Below are 14,483 nucleotides of genomic sequence, written 5' to 3' on the forward strand. Positions count from 1 at the left end.
AGAGGACCCAAAATGGCTGATCCAATGCGCGTAAGAGCCGCTGAAAACGGCGGTACTGTAGATGTAAAAATTTTGATGAAGCATGATATGGAATCAGGCCAGCGCAAAGACGCTTCTGGCAAAACTATTCCAGCTTGGTTTATCAGCACAATTAATGTAAAAGCCAACGGTAAAGATGTGTTTAATGGTCAATTTGGCCCAGCAGTTTCTAAGGATCCATTCTTGAACTTTAAGTACAAGGGCGCTAAGGGCGACAAGATTGCTGTAACCTGGATCGATAGCAAAGGTGACAAGCGCACCGATGAAGCTACTGCTTCTTAATTATTATTTGCTTTAAATATCATCACCGCCTCCGTGGTTCTGAAAGGGTAGGAAATGCAGCGTAAATTGACCTTAGGGTTAGCTACTGGTTTAGTAGCAACTTTATTAACAATGACATCTTCGGTGTCAGCACAAAAAAGTGCTACAGACGATATTGCTAAATATCGAGAGATGATCGCCGATGGAAACCCTTCAGAGCTTTACGAGGCGGCTGGCGAGGATTTGTGGAAGAAACCAGCGGGCCCTAAAAATGCCACGCTTGAAAAATGTAATTTAGGCTTAGGCCCAGGCGTAGTTAAAGGCGCTGCAGCACAACTACCGCGCTACTTTAAAGATACCAATAAGGTTCAGGATCTTGAATCCCGCTTGATGACCTGTATGCAAGTTTTACAAGGTCGCGATCCGCAAGAGATGATTGATGCACCATTTCAAAAGGGCCCTAAGAAAGACATGGAGGCAATTGTTGCTTACGTTGCAACCCAGTCTAAGGGTGACAAAATCAAGGTAAGTACTGCCCATCCAAAAGAAAAAGAAATGTATGACCTCGGTAAGCGTGCCTTTTTCTTCCAGGGTGGCCCGATGGACTTCTCATGCGCATCTTGCCACTCCGAAAATGGAAAGCGCATTCGCTTGCAAGATTTACCAAACATTACAGAACAAAAAGGCGCAGCTTTGGGCTGGGGCTATTGGCCTGCTTATCGCGTTTCAAGTGGGCAATTTTGGACGATGCAACAACGTCTAAATGATTGCTTCCGCCAACAACGTTTCCCATTCCCGATTTATGGGTCTGATGTCACTATCGCTCTGTCTATGTATATGGCTAAGACAGCTAATGGCGGCACCGTTGAAACACCTGGCTTAAAGCGTTAATGGATAAGAGATGACACACATGAAAATGACACACTTAAAACAGCTCTTAACTATTGCTGGACTTGTATTTGCGTTTGGCTTGGCGCATTCTCCTGCGCTGGCTCAGCAAAAGAATGATCCTAAATTCAATAAGATGATTCAGGATAGCTTCCGAGCTGAAGGAATTGCTGGATTGAACCGCATTGATCAAGATCCGACTCAGAAGTTTTGCTCAGACCCGCAGTTTGCCAATAGCAAGCAGGGTGAAGCGATGCGTGAAAAAATCCAGAAGATCAATATGGACTCGATTCAACAACCGTCTGATGGCAAGTACATCGGCGACTGGAACAATGGTGAAAAGATTGCTCAAAGTGGCCGTGGCGCTACTTGGTCAGATAAGGCTGATACGGTAATTGGCGGTGGTTGTTATAACTGTCATCAAATCGATCCTAAAGAAATTTCTTATGGGAATATTGGCCCATCCTTGACTGGTTATGGAAAATTGCGTGGCTATTCTAAAGAGGTTGTGACTTATACCTGGAATCGCATTAACAATTCCAAGGCATATAACGCTTGCAGTAACATGCCTCGTTTTGCTCACTTCAAGTTATTGAATGAGCAGCAGATTCAGGATGTCATGGCTTTATTGCTTAACCCAGAATCACCTGTGAATAAATAGCAAATCTAAACAGGCCGAAAGGCCTGTTTTTTAAGGAAATACTATGTCTTTAAATCGTCGTGAGTTTTTGCAAGCACTAGCCATTGCTTCTGCTGGTGGCATGAGTTTGCAATCCAATTTTGCTAGCGCACAAACTACTGCGCAAAAATTCTATGACTTGCCCAAATTTGGCAACGTGCACTTTCTTCATTTCACAGATTGCCATGCGCAACTCCTACCAATCTATTTCCGCGAACCTAACGTTAACCTTGGTATTGGCGCTCAAGAGGGTAAGACACCGCACTTGGTGGGCGAGTACTTCCTCAAGGCTAACGGTATTGCAGCGGGCACACGTGATGCGCATGCATTCACTTATTTAGATTATGTGGCTGCAGCACAAAATTACGGCAAGATGGGTGGCTTCGCCCATATGGCAACCTTGATTAAGCAAATTAAATCCAGCCGTCCAGGCGCATTACTATTGGATGGTGGTGATACTTGGCAGGGTTCCGGTACAGCGCTTTGGACTAATGGCCAGGATATGGTTGATGCAGCTTTGCTGTTGGGTGTTGATGTTATGACGCCGCACTGGGAGATGACTCTTGGTGAGAAGCGCGTTATGGAAATCGTCAATGGTGACTTCAAGGGCAAGGTTTCTTTTGTTGCGCAAAATATTAAGACGGCAGACTTTGGTGACTCTGTATTTAATCCCTATGTGATGAAAGTACAGAACGGAATTCAAGTGGCCATCATTGGTCAAGCATTCCCGTACACGCCTATTGCCAATCCACGTTATTTCACGCCTGACTGGACATTTGGTATTCAGGAAGAGAATCTTCAAAAAACAATTAATGAAGTGAAGGCCAAGGGAGCAAAGGTTGTCGTATTGCTTTCTCATAATGGCATGGACGTTGATTTGAAGATGGCTTCTCGCGTTACTGGTTTGGATGCCATCATGGGTGGCCATACACATGACGGCGTACCAATTCCTGTTAAGGTGAAGAATTCCGGTGGCGTCACTTTGGTTACCAATGCAGGCTCCAATAGCAAGTTCTTGGGCGTGCTCGACTTTGACGTTAAGGGTGGCAAGCCAGTAGATTTTCGTTACAAGCTTTTCCCAATCTTTTCGAACATGATTCCGGCTGATCCGGCCATGAATAAGCTGATCGCCAAAGTTCGCGCTCCCTATGAGACAAAGTTGAATGAAAAGTTAGCCACTACAGATGGTCTCTTATATCGTCGTGGCAACTTTAATGGTAGCTTCGACCAATTAATTTTGGATGGATTAATGGCTCAGAAGAATGCCGAGATTGCATTCTCTCCAGGCTTCCGTTGGGGTACCAGCTTATTGCCAGGTCAGGCCATCACCCGTGAGAACCTATTAGATCAAACTGCTATTACCTATCCATACACCACAGTTACGAATATGACTGGTGAGACTATCAAGACAATTCTTGAAGACGTTGCAGATAACTTATTTAACCCTGATCCGTATTACCAGCAGGGTGGTGACATGGTGCGCGTCGGTGGTATGCAATACACCATTGATCCAGCTGCATCTGCAGGTAAACGCATTAGCGATATGCGTTTAAATGGCAAGGACATAGACCCAAGCAAGACATATAAGGTCGCTGGTTGGGCTCCGGTAAGTGAAGAGGCTAGAAATGTTGGTGGTGAGCCGATCTGGGATGTAATCGAGCGTCATTTACGCGATGTGAAGGTTGTGAAAGCTGTGAAGCTAAACGAGCCAACCATTAAAGGTGTAAAAAATAATCCTGGAATGGTTTCAATCTAATTATTACTAATCAGAGATACATCATGAAAAAATTACTTCAGTGCCTCGTAGCTTCTTTTGCTTTTTTTACTTTTGCTGCTCATGCTGCAGGTCCCACTGAAGTGGTTTATCACATTGATGATGCGGAGACTCAAGGCATTAAAGGCCTGCGTACTATCCGCAATCATTTGGATGTATCCCCACAAACCAAGATCATTGTTGTTACTCATGCCAATGGGGTGGACATCATGATGGAAGGTGCAAAAGATAAGAAGAATGGAATTGAATATGCACCCCTAGTTGGCGCATTGAAGTCTCGTGGCGTTCGTTTTGAGGTCTGTGAAATTACCTTAAAGAATCGCAATCTCAAGAAAGATCAATTTATTCTCGATACTGACTTCACACCATCTGGGGTTGTTCGTGTTGCTGACCTTCAGTACCAAAATCATTTCGCTTACATAAAGCCTTAATTTTTAGCTGTGATGGCCATTAAGATGCGATCGCTTCTCCTAGGCGCCTTTTCACTTTTCTTTTTTGTAACCACAGCTTTTGCTGCGGATGATTTAATTCTTAAGCCTATCCAGGTAGCGCCACACACTTATTTCGTGCAAGGCCTTGCAGAAATGGGTAGCAGTAAGAATCAGAATTTCATTTCCAATGCGGGCCTTGTTATCACGCCTAAGGGTGTAGTAGTTATTGATGCTTTAGGTTCACCAGTTCTTGCAAAAAAGCTCATTGCTGAAATTAAAAAGATCACGCCTCAGAAAGTAGTCGCAGTCATTGTGACTCACTACCATGCCGATCACGTGTATGGTCTGCAAGAGTTTAGAAATATTGGCGCAAAGATTTATGCGCAAGGTGAGGGTAGAAATTACCTCTCTTCTGAAACCGCCAAGCAGCGACTCATTGCTTCTCGAGTTGATTTTGCACCCTGGGTGAATGCCTCGACTAGATTAACGGGGGCTGACGTATGGATAAATCAAAGCTATACGTTGACAGTCGGCGGAATTGAACTCAAGATTGGGAGAGTGGGGCCCGCCCATGCTCCGGAAGACTTAATTATTTACGTTCCCTCCGAAAAAGTCCTTTTTGCGGGGGATTTGGTATTCCGAGGGCGCATTCCTTTTGTTGGCAATGCAGATAGCAGGGGGTGGCTACATGCCTTGGATGAAATTCAGGCCTCGAATCCCAGTATCGTCATTCCAGGTCATGGCGCTTATTCAACCAATCCAACTGAAGATATCCGCTTCACTAGGGAATATTTGAAGTATCTACGTGAATCGATGACCAAATCGGCTATAAATATGGATCCTTTCGAGGATGCCTATAAACAGACGGATTGGTCAGAATACGAAGGGATGCCCTTATTTAGGGCTGCGAACCGCATGAATGCCTATAACGTCTATCTTTCTATTCAGGCGGAATAGGGCAGATTTGTCATCTGGGCTTTAAAATAGTTGTTTACTTGGCTAAATGACTGATTTCAAATGAAATTACCACTGATTAAGCTTGGCTTTACTCTTGTTGCTCTTTTCGGGCTGCATTTGTCCGCCTATGCAACACCAGATCTTGCAAACGGTAAGAAAATTGATCAACAGAAATGCTACGCCTGCCACGCTAAGAAATCCGGCTTTGGTAATGGCGATATGATCTACACGCGCAGCGATAGCAAGGTTAAGAATCTCCAGAATTTAAAGTCGATGGTTGCAATGTGCAACACAGAACTTCGCCTTGATCTTTTCCCTGAGGATGAGGCGGATGTCACAGCCTTTCTCAATAAACAGTTTTATAAATTTAAATAATATCAGTAAAGAATTTTGAATATGGATGCGGTAGATATTTCCTCCCTTAGCAAATCCGTTTTGCTTGCTACCTTTGCAATTACCTTTTTGCTTGGTGCGGTTATGCAGAAAACTGGTTTTTGCAGCATGGGAGCAGTTTCAGATATTTTTATTATGTCTAGCTGGGGACGCTTGAAGCAATGGTTCCTAGCCATTGGCGTTGCTATTGTTGGTTTTGCTTTGATGTCTTATGTTGGGTTGATTGATCCATTAAAGAGTATGTATACCGGCAGCAAGTTCTTGTGGCTATCTACCATTGTGGGTAGCACGCTATTTGGTTTTGGTATGGTGCTTGCCTCTGGTTGTGGAAGCAAAACTCTAGTTCGCATTGGCGGCGGCAATCTGAAGTCCATCGTCGTGTTTATGGTTCTCGGTCTATCTGCCTATATGACTATGAAGGGCTTCCTTGGGGTCATTCGTATCAACACACTAGATTCTGTTTTCATAGCGCTGAATACGCCACAGGACTTGCCAAGCATTCTTAGTCCTATAACTGGTATTGCTCGCACTAATTTGCATCTGGCTCTCGGCCTAATAGTTGGTTTTGCCTTTATTGCATATGCATTAGCCAGAAAGGCTTTTTGGACAGCAGAAAACCTCTTTGCTGGAATATTTGTTGGTCTCGCTATCTGCGCAGTATGGTGGGTATCTGGCAACTTAGGCTATGTCGCTGAGGATCCGAACACCCTAGAAGAGGTCTTTTTGGTGACCAACTCTGGTCGTATGGAGAGCCTTTCTTTTGTTGCTCCTTATGCGTACTCACTAGATTGGTTAATGATGTACAGCGATACATCTAAGGTTATTACTGTTGGTATTGCTGCCGTTATTGGCATGATTTCAGGATCTGCTTGTGTTTCTATTTTCACCAAGTCTTTCCGATGGGAGAGCTTTCGCAATACTGAAGACACAGCCAACCACTTGGTTGGTGCAAGCTTAATGGGCTTTGGTGGCGTGACTGCACTTGGTTGTACAGTTGGTCAAGGCTTGAGTGGTATCTCTACATTGGCTATCGGCTCAATGCTTGCCTTGCCAGGATTTATCTTTGGTGCGTACTTGGCTCTACGTTATTTAGAGTCGCGCAATGCGCCCAATCCTTGCAGTTAACTTTTTATACTTAGATTATTCATATGCAGATAGACTGGTTGGCCTTTACTCCTGGCCCCGCATTTCTTGGTGGAGTGCTACTGGGCATTGCAGCAGCCCTATATGTCATTTTGCATGGCCGCATTCTTGGTATCAGCGGAATCGTTTCTGGTTTGTTGTCACCACAAGAGGGTGATGTTAATTGGCGCTTAAGTCTTATATTAGGTTTGCTAAGCGCACCATTTTGGGCGAGCTTGTTGCTTGATCTTCACACCACTACCGTGATTGATGCGGATTGGCTTGCCATTATTGTTGCCGGCCTTTTAGTGGGCTTCGGCGCTCACTACGGGTCTGGTTGTACTAGTGGACATGGTGTGTGTGGTTTATCTCGTTTATCCCCAAGATCCTTAGTTGCCACGATCTCTTTTATGGCCGCTGGATTTATTACCGTGTTTGTCATTCGTCATGTATTGGGTCTATAAATCATGAGAAGACATTTTAATTTCTATAGCCAGTATTTGATCGGTGTTTTATTCGGAATCGGTCTGATCATTTCCGGCATGAGTAGCCCACAAAAGATTCTTAATTTTCTAGATCTCGCTGGTAGTTGGGATCCATCTTTGATGTTTGTGATGGGCGGAGCAATTCTTGTTGGTCTGGGAGGTTTTTATTTGGTCTCCAAGCGTACAGAAGCTTTTTTTGGTGGCGCTCTCCACATTCCAACTAGAAGAGATATCTCTAAGCCGCTTGTCATTGGTAGTCTGATATTTGGGGCGGGGTGGGGTATTGCTGGCTTCTGTCCTGGCCCTGCAATTGTTGCTCTTGGGGCGGGGCATATAAAGGCTCTAGTGTTTGTATTGGCAATGCTAGCCGGCATGGCATTGTGCAACCGCTTCTTTACGGGCCACAAAAAGTAAGTCTGATTTAGAATCTAAGCTATTAGTTTTTAAATACTTTTTTTACTTTTTGAGGTCTAAATGAGTCTTCCTATTGCTTGCCATACCGATCAATTCGGTACGCTTGGTCAAATCGACCCAAGTCACTTAGCCGAGATTGTTAAACAGGGTTACAAAAGTGTAATCAATAATCGCCCTGATTTTGAGGGTGGTCCAGACCAACCTACTAATGCACAAATTCAGGCGCAAGCAGAAGCGCTGGGCTTGAACTACGCTTATTTGCCAGTTATTGCTGGTGCATTTACACAAGATCAAGTTGTCGAAATGGCGCGCTTGTTAAAAACAATGCCTGGGCCGGTATTGGCCTTTTGCCGTTCAGGTGCTCGCTCTACCAATTTGTATCAAATGGCCTTACAAGTTCGCTAAGCTTTAATTAAGAACTTATGCGCATTGAGATCCCGGAAGAGAAAAAGTTTGTTCATCAAATGAACATGCCAATTCGTTGGGGTGACATGGACGCATTTGGTCACGTCAACAATACAGTGTACTTTCGCTACATGGAGCAGGCTAGGGTGGAGTGGATTGCTTCCCTTGGTTATAGCGTTGCTCCTGGTGATGAATCGATGTTGATGATTAATGGGTTTTGTAATTTTCATCAACAACTGGCCTATCCAGGTGAGTTGATACTAAAAACGTATATCGGCAACATTGGACGGTCAAGTTTAGATGTCTACACAACTATGGCGTTAACCACCGAACCAGATTCGATGGCTGCGGTTGGCGGCGCCACCATGGTTTGGGTGGATCTGAAGTTAGGTAAATCGACGCCTTGGCCTGATCACGTAATCAATAAACTGCGCTAGGACATTATTTGCAACCTAGCAATCCACACATTCTGAACATTGAAAAACTAGCATCTTCTTTAGATGAGTTTGATGCCATTATCGATGTTCGCTCTCCAGCGGAATTTGCTTTAGACCATATTCCCAGGGCTATTAATCTCCCGGTATTGAACAACGAAGAGCGCATTGAGATTGGCACCCTGTACAAGCAAGTGTCGCCATTTGCCGCCAAGAAATTAGGTGCTGCTTATGTCTCACGAAATATTGCAAATCATTTAGAAAAATCGCTGATCGATTTTCCGAGAGAGTGGTGTCCTTTGATTTACTGTTGGCGTGGTGGTGAGCGCAGCGGCGCTTTCACCCATATCCTTAATCGCATTGGCTGGAAGGCGATGCAGCTGCAAAGTGGATACCAAGGCTTTCGGCGTGTTGTGATTGATGGCCTCGATCAGGCTGCTAAAGACTTTTCTTTCCAAGTGATCGCTGGAATGACTGGCAGCGGCAAGACTCGCATCCTCCAAGAGATTGGCTTACTTGATCAGCAAATATTGGATCTTGAGGGTTTGGCTATTCACCGTGGCTCCGTACTTGGTAATGAGCCGAACATTGAGCAGCCTTCACAAAAGGGCTTTGAAACCAATCTGTGGGATGCATTCAATAAATTAGACCCCAGCAAAATTGTCTATGTGGAATCCGAAAGTAAAAAGGTAGGTGGCTTACATATTCCGGATCCACTAATGGAGCGGATTCGTGAAGGTCAATGCATTGAACTTCGTTCAAGTACTGCTACACGCGTTTCTTGGCTATTGCGTGAGTACCATCATTTTTTATCAAATCCTGAAAGCTTTAAGGAAAAGCTTGGCTTGCTAACATCGCGTTATGGCAAGGTTCAAATTGCTAAATGGCATGAGGCAATTGATGCGGGGGATTTTGATGGTTTGGTTGAAGAATTATTGGTGATGCATTACGACCCGTCCTACCAGTCTTCAATCGTTCGCAATTTTCCGAGCTATCGCGAAGATCATTTCGTGCAACTTGAAAATGATAGTGATGAAGCTTTTGCAAAAACAGCAAAAGACCTCATCACCAAACTCGGTCTTTAACTAAAGGCCTGAATTCCAGTTTGTGCACGACCCAAAATCAGGGCGTGAATATCATGCGTACCTTCATAGGTGTTAACGACTTCCAGATTGAGCATATGACGCACTACGCCATATTCATCTGAGATGCCATTGCCACCATGCATATCTCTAGCCAAACGAGCTACGTCTAAAGATTTTCCGCAGGAGTTACGCTTCATCATAGAAGTGATTTCTGGTGCAGCGATTCCCTCATCTTTCATGCGACCTAAGCGTAGGCAGCCTTGAAGTGCTAGCGTAATTTCGGTTTGCATATCTGCAAGCTTTTTCTGGATTAGCTGATTAGCAGCTAGAGGGCGATCAAATTGCTTACGGTCCATCGTGTATTGACGTGCTGCATACCAACACCACTCAGCAGCTCCTAGGGTTCCCCAGGCGATGCCGTAACGAGCTGAGTTCAAACAAGTAAACGGGCCCTTGAGGCCAGTGATTTCTGGGAATTCATTTTCGGCAGGAACAAATACTTCATCCATCACGATTTCGCCGGTAATAGAGGCGCGTAGACCCATCTTGCCGCTGATCTTGGGCGCAGATAGACCCATCATGCCTTTTTCTAAGATAAAGCCTCTAATCAAGCCCTCATCGTTTTTAGCCCACACAACAAATACGTCAGCAATTGGGGAGTTGGAGATCCACATCTTGGAGCCGGTAAGCGAGAAGCCGCCGGGAACTTTTCTCGCTCTCGTGATCATTCCTCCTGCATCTGAACCATAGTTAGGCTCAGTCAAACCAAAGCATCCAATCCATTCACCAGTAGCCAACTTTGGAAGGTACTTTTGTTTCTGAGCTTCGCTACCAAATTCATTGATTGGAACCATGACCAAGGAAGACTGCACACTCATCATCGAGCGGTAGCCAGAATCCACGCGCTCAATTTCTCGGGCGATTAATCCGTAAGAAACGTAATTGAGGTTTGCACCACCGTATTGCTCTGGAATAGTGATTCCTAAAAGACCCAGTTCACCCATTTCACGGAAGATGGCTGGGTCAGTTGTTTCATTGCGATAGGCGTCATGTATGCGTGGCATTAGACGGCCCTGCGCATATTCAGCGGCAGCATCGCGCACCATGCGCTCATCTTCTGTCAATTGGGTATCGAGGAGTAGGGGGTCAGCCCAGTTAAAACTAGCTTTACTCATGATTCTTAGTCGTCCCATCTTGGTTTTTAATATGCACCCTGTGAATTTCCAAGAATGCAGATATTCTTGTTTCTATTATCCATTTTTCTAGACTTATGGACGCACCTAGACGTCACCATCGCTATTACGACCTGATATTGACAGCCTTTGTCGTGGTGTTGCTGTGCTCCAACTTTATCGGTGCTGGTAAGGCTGCGTCTATGGACCTACCTTATTTTGGCAATGTGACCTTCGGGGCTGGCATTCTCTTTTTCCCGATTGCCTATTTTTTTGGCGACATTTTGACCGAAGTGTATGGCTATGCCTATGATCGCCGTGCAGTTTGGGCTGGCTTTACAGCTCTGGCCTTTGCGGCCATCATGGCTCAACTGGTCATTGCTTTGCCTGTAGCGCCTGGATCCTATATGGCTAATTATCAGCAGGGTATGGAGACGGTCTTTGGTAATTCCTGGCGTGTCGCACTTGCTTCCATGATTGCATTTTGGTGTGGCAGTTTCGTAAACAGCTACACCTTGGCAAAGATGAAGATTTTGACCCAAGGTCGCCACCTCTGGATGCGCACAATCGGCTCTACAGCCTGCGGGGAGTTGGTGGATTCATCCCTGTTCTATATGCTGGCTTTTTACGGCCTCTGGCCCTTAAATGAGGTTCTGGCTGTCGCGGCCTCTGAATATGTCCTGAAGACTGCCTGGGAGGTTCTAGCAACCCCTTTAACGTACTGGGTAGTGGGTTTTCTGAAGCGCAAGGAAAATCAGGATCACTATGACCTGCATACCGATTTCACGCCATTTAAGCTAAAAGTCTAATTTACGGCTTTTTTAGGCACAAGCCGTTAAAATAACGGTCTTTGATGCAAAACCTGCATCCGCACCCTCGTATTTGACCTATCAGAAAGTAAGAACACATCCGTGCTGTCAGCATCTAATATCACTATGCAGTTTGGGGCAAAACCCCTGTTTGAAAACATCTCCGTAAAGTTTGGCGGCGGTAATCGCTATGGCCTGATCGGTGCCAACGGTTGCGGTAAATCTACTTTCATGAAGATTTTGGGTGGCGAGCTAGAGCCAACCAGTGGAAACGTCAGCCTGGACCCTGGTATTCGCTTGGGTAAATTACGCCAAGATCAGTTTGCGTATGAAGATGTGCGCGTACTGGATGTGGTGATGATGGGTCACGAAGAGATGTGGAAGGCTGCAGCTGAGCGCGATGCTATCTACGCTAACGCAGATGCTACTGATGAAGATTACATGAAGGCTGCTGAGCTCGAAGGTAAATACGCCGAGTATGGTGGTTATACCGCAGAGGCCAAAGCAGGGGAGTTGCTGTTAGGTATTGGCATTCCAATTGAGCAACACAATGGCCCAATGAGTGCTGTTGCTCCGGGCTGGAAGTTACGCGTATTGTTAGCGCAAGCCTTATTCTCCGATCCAGATGTGCTTCTGCTTGATGAGCCAACCAATAACTTGGATATTCACTCCATTCATTGGCTTGAAGATATTCTGAATCAAATTAAGAGCACGATTGTCATCATCTCCCATGATCGCCACTTCCTCAATGAAGTGTGCACACATATGGCGGATATGGACTTTGGAACGCTGAAGGTCTATCCCGGAAATTATGACTCCTACATGCTGGCATCTGTTCAGGCAAGAACGCAGCAGTTGAGTAATAACGTTAAAGCCAAGGAAAAAATTGCTGAATTAGCGGCTTTCGTAGCCCGATTCTCTGCAAATGCATCGAAGGCACGTCAGGCTACTTCACGTCAAAAGCAGTTAGAGAAAATTGAGATTGTTGAAGTAAAACCTTCTTCACGTCAGAACCCATTCATTCGTTTTGACTCTGAGAAGAAGTTGCACAATATGGCTGTTGAGTGCAATGGACTTACAAAGGCTTATGACCGCACTATCTTCAAAAACTTTAAGCTAGGTGTGCGTGCCGGTGAAAAGATTGCCATCATTGGACAAAACGGCGCAGGCAAGACAACACTGCTAAAAACTATTTTGAGCAAACGCTTTGATGGAATCGCGGCCGATAGCGGTGATGTCAAGTGGGCAGAAAATGCTTATGTAGGCGTGATGCCCCAAGACAATACTGAGATGTTCGCAAAAGACGAATTGCTCATGGACTGGATGAATAACTGGCGCAGTACAGGCGACGATGATCAAGTGATTCGTGGCACTTTAGGCCGTTTGCTTTTCTCTGGCGATGATATTGGCAAGTCCGTCAAAGTGTTATCCGGTGGCGAGAAGGGCAGAATGATTTGGGGCAAATTGATGCTTCAAAAATATAACGTCCTTGCAATGGACGAGCCAACCAACCACATGGATATGGAATCCATTGAGAGCTTACAAATCGCACTTGAGAAATACGAGGGTACTCTCATTTTCGTATCCCATGATCGCGAGTTTGTTTCTGCTTTGGCTAATCGCATCCTCGAAGTGAAGATGGATGGAACAATCGCTGACTACTCCGGAACTTATGAAGAGTATTTGCGTAGCCAAGCTCTAGCTGGCTAAGTATTCTCTTTGGCTTGACGTTGGAATCGCATTGCAGTGCCATCGGCGCGGATGCGTTTCCAGACTGAACTTTTTTCTTCCTGACTAAAAAATACCCAATTGCTGACCTCGCCTAGAGTGCGACCGCAGCCTTGGCAGATTTCGTCATACAAAGTGGTGCAGACTCCGATACAGGGCGAGTCAGAGGCATCGTCACCAACTGCTAAGGAATTGGCTCCCGCTTGCTCTGGTGAGTTGTTGTATGAAGTCATGGCAGTACTTTAGACGATTTCAGGGGAATGTGTTGCTCAAGCTCATCAACATACGCTGCCATACCCTCATGTTCGCGTTCCAAGAAGCGCTTCACTGCATTGGAAAAGCCTGGATCCTCAATCCAATGAGCTGATTGCAGAGTAGTGGGTAAGAATCCCCTAGCCATCTTGTGCTCACCCTGGGCACCACCTTCAAATATCTCAATGCCTTCCTTGATGCAATATTCAATAGCTTGGTAGTAGGCTAATTCAAAATGTAGGCATGGGATATGTTCAATGGCGCCCCAATAGCGGCCATATGCTTTTGAGGTCAATCGATCAACTACTAGCAGTGATGATGCAATGGGTTTTTCATTCCGAAAGGCAATAATGAGATGAAAATTCTCAGGCATGGTTTTACCAAGCAGCTGAATGCATTCTTCCGTCAAATAAGGCGAAGAGCGGTGCTCAATGTAGGTGTTTTCATAGCAGCGATAAAAGAAGGCCCAATCATCAGGTGTTGCAATCGATCCCGGAATATGACGATAAGTAATTTGATGATTTTCTACGGCAGCGCGTTCTCGCCGAATATTCTTGCGGCGCTTCATCGTCAAGTCAGCGAGAAAATGCTCAAAATCTTGGTATCCCGCGTTATGCCAATGAAACTGTACGGAGTCACGCAGCATAAATCCTTGCTTCTTGAGTTCATCGATTTCATCCATCTCTGGGAAAAGAACATGTGCAGAGGAGAGTGCATTTTGCGTTACTAGCGTTTTCAAGCTCGAGACTAGTATCTCTTGAATGGCGCTTTTACCTGCATTTGACGATACAAGAAGTCTTGGCCCGCGAATGGGTGTAAATGGGATAGCTGATAGTGCCTTTGGGTAGTAAAGCATGCCGTTCTGTTCGTATGCCTGAGCCCATGCCCAGTCAAACACAAACTCCCCATAGGAGTGCTGTTTTAAATAGAGGGGCATCGCTCCAAGAAGTGTTGAATTGGAATCTTCAACTAAAAGGTGAGCCACTTGCCAACCAGTATTGCCACCTACACTTCCAGTTGCTTCTAAAGCATTTAAGAACGCATACTTTAAGAATGGTCCTGCGTCGGGGGAAAGTAGCGTATTCCAGTCGGCCTCAGCAATTTCTGAAAGGCTTTGAATTACACGAAGCTGGAGGTCATCTTGTTTCAACTGAA

Annotated in this window: 18 protein-coding genes; 15 read left to right on the plus strand and 3 right to left on the minus strand. The window is 45.3% G+C overall.

Going from position 1 to position 14,483, the window contains the following annotated elements; translation table 11 throughout:
* Positions 1–12 precede the first annotated feature (12 nt).
* Genes soxZ through mnmH form a run of 13 tightly spaced genes read left to right on the plus strand, consistent with a single transcriptional unit; the run spans position 13 to position 9,367 of the window.
* A complete protein-coding gene (gene soxZ, locus ACIQZ3_RS00325) occupies positions 13–321 on the plus strand; it encodes a thiosulfate oxidation carrier complex protein SoxZ (RefSeq protein ID WP_088527539.1) in 309 nt (102 codons plus the stop codon).
* A 54-nt stretch (positions 322–375) separates the two neighbouring features.
* On the plus strand, positions 376–1,191 hold the full coding sequence (gene soxA / locus ACIQZ3_RS00330; RefSeq protein ID WP_397389604.1) for a sulfur oxidation c-type cytochrome SoxA: 816 nt from the start codon (positions 376–378) through the stop codon (positions 1,189–1,191).
* Between the two features lie 19 nt (positions 1,192–1,210).
* Positions 1,211–1,849 (plus strand): sulfur oxidation c-type cytochrome SoxX, encoded by a 639-nt coding sequence (soxX, locus tag ACIQZ3_RS00335; RefSeq protein ID WP_397389605.1) that lies wholly within the window; start codon positions 1,211–1,213, stop codon positions 1,847–1,849.
* 43 nt (positions 1,850–1,892) lie between these two features.
* The gene (gene soxB, locus ACIQZ3_RS00340; RefSeq protein WP_397389606.1) at positions 1,893–3,623 is read left to right on the plus strand and encodes a thiosulfohydrolase SoxB; all 1,731 of its coding nucleotides are present in this window, start codon (positions 1,893–1,895) and stop codon (positions 3,621–3,623) included.
* Positions 3,624–3,646: 23 nt separating this feature from the next.
* A complete protein-coding gene (locus tag ACIQZ3_RS00345; RefSeq protein ID WP_397389607.1) occupies positions 3,647–4,072 on the plus strand; it encodes a DsrE family protein in 426 nt (141 codons plus the stop codon).
* Between the two features lie 12 nt (positions 4,073–4,084).
* A complete protein-coding gene (locus tag ACIQZ3_RS00350; protein ID WP_397389608.1) occupies positions 4,085–5,029 on the plus strand; it encodes an MBL fold metallo-hydrolase in 945 nt (314 codons plus the stop codon).
* Between the two features lie 60 nt (positions 5,030–5,089).
* Positions 5,090–5,404 carry a hypothetical protein gene (locus ACIQZ3_RS00355; RefSeq protein ID WP_397389609.1) on the plus strand — a complete coding sequence of 105 codons (315 nt, stop codon included), beginning with the start codon at positions 5,090–5,092 and terminating at the stop codon, positions 5,402–5,404.
* A gap of 21 nt (positions 5,405–5,425) precedes the next feature.
* Positions 5,426–6,547, plus strand: a complete 1,122-nt coding sequence (locus ACIQZ3_RS00360; protein ID WP_397389610.1) for a YeeE/YedE family protein — start codon at positions 5,426–5,428, stop codon at positions 6,545–6,547.
* A 23-nt stretch (positions 6,548–6,570) separates the two neighbouring features.
* Entirely contained in the window at positions 6,571–7,008 is a 438-nt protein-coding gene (locus tag ACIQZ3_RS00365) for a YeeE/YedE family protein (protein WP_397389611.1), read from the plus strand.
* 3 nt (positions 7,009–7,011) lie between these two features.
* Positions 7,012–7,443, plus strand: coding sequence for a DUF6691 family protein (locus ACIQZ3_RS00370; protein ID WP_397389612.1), 432 nt, complete (start codon positions 7,012–7,014; stop codon positions 7,441–7,443).
* A 60-nt stretch (positions 7,444–7,503) separates the two neighbouring features.
* Entirely contained in the window at positions 7,504–7,848 is a 345-nt protein-coding gene (locus tag ACIQZ3_RS00375; protein ID WP_397389613.1) for a TIGR01244 family sulfur transferase, read from the plus strand.
* Between the two features lie 17 nt (positions 7,849–7,865).
* Entirely contained in the window at positions 7,866–8,285 is a 420-nt protein-coding gene (locus ACIQZ3_RS00380) for an acyl-CoA thioesterase (RefSeq protein ID WP_397389614.1), read from the plus strand.
* Between the two features lie 8 nt (positions 8,286–8,293).
* Positions 8,294–9,367, plus strand: a complete 1,074-nt coding sequence (gene mnmH, locus ACIQZ3_RS00385; RefSeq protein ID WP_397389615.1) for a tRNA 2-selenouridine(34) synthase MnmH — start codon at positions 8,294–8,296, stop codon at positions 9,365–9,367.
* On the opposite strand, the gene ACIQZ3_RS00390 is transcribed toward mnmH, so the two are convergent.
* The gene (locus ACIQZ3_RS00390; protein WP_397389616.1) at positions 9,364–10,542 is read right to left on the minus strand and encodes an acyl-CoA dehydrogenase; all 1,179 of its coding nucleotides are present in this window, start codon (positions 10,540–10,542) and stop codon (positions 9,364–9,366) included. The genes mnmH and ACIQZ3_RS00390 overlap by 4 nt on opposite strands.
* 95 nt (positions 10,543–10,637) lie before the next feature.
* Between ACIQZ3_RS00390 and ACIQZ3_RS00395 the strand changes: the two genes are divergently transcribed.
* Together ACIQZ3_RS00395 and ACIQZ3_RS00400 are read left to right on the plus strand one after the other, a co-directional pair.
* Positions 10,638–11,348, plus strand: a complete 711-nt coding sequence (locus ACIQZ3_RS00395) for a queuosine precursor transporter (protein WP_397389617.1) — start codon at positions 10,638–10,640, stop codon at positions 11,346–11,348.
* 102 nt (positions 11,349–11,450) lie between these two features.
* The gene (locus ACIQZ3_RS00400; protein ID WP_397389618.1) at positions 11,451–13,058 is read left to right on the plus strand and encodes an ABC-F family ATPase; all 1,608 of its coding nucleotides are present in this window, start codon (positions 11,451–11,453) and stop codon (positions 13,056–13,058) included.
* On the opposite strand, the gene ACIQZ3_RS00405 is transcribed toward ACIQZ3_RS00400, so the two are convergent.
* On the minus strand, positions 13,055–13,309 hold the full coding sequence (locus ACIQZ3_RS00405) for a DUF1289 domain-containing protein (protein WP_397389619.1): 255 nt from the start codon (positions 13,307–13,309) through the stop codon (positions 13,055–13,057). The two genes, ACIQZ3_RS00400 and ACIQZ3_RS00405, sit on opposite strands and share 4 nt — an antisense overlap.
* Positions 13,306–14,478 carry a GNAT family N-acetyltransferase gene (locus tag ACIQZ3_RS00410; RefSeq protein WP_397389620.1) on the minus strand — a complete coding sequence of 391 codons (1,173 nt, stop codon included), beginning with the start codon at positions 14,476–14,478 and terminating at the stop codon, positions 13,306–13,308. The genes ACIQZ3_RS00405 and ACIQZ3_RS00410 overlap by 4 nt, the downstream gene beginning before the upstream one ends.
* Positions 14,479–14,483 lie beyond the last annotated feature (5 nt).

The sequence above is a fragment of the Polynucleobacter sp. genome (genome assembly GCF_044342855.1).
Lineage (GTDB): Bacteria > Pseudomonadota > Gammaproteobacteria > Burkholderiales > Burkholderiaceae > Polynucleobacter.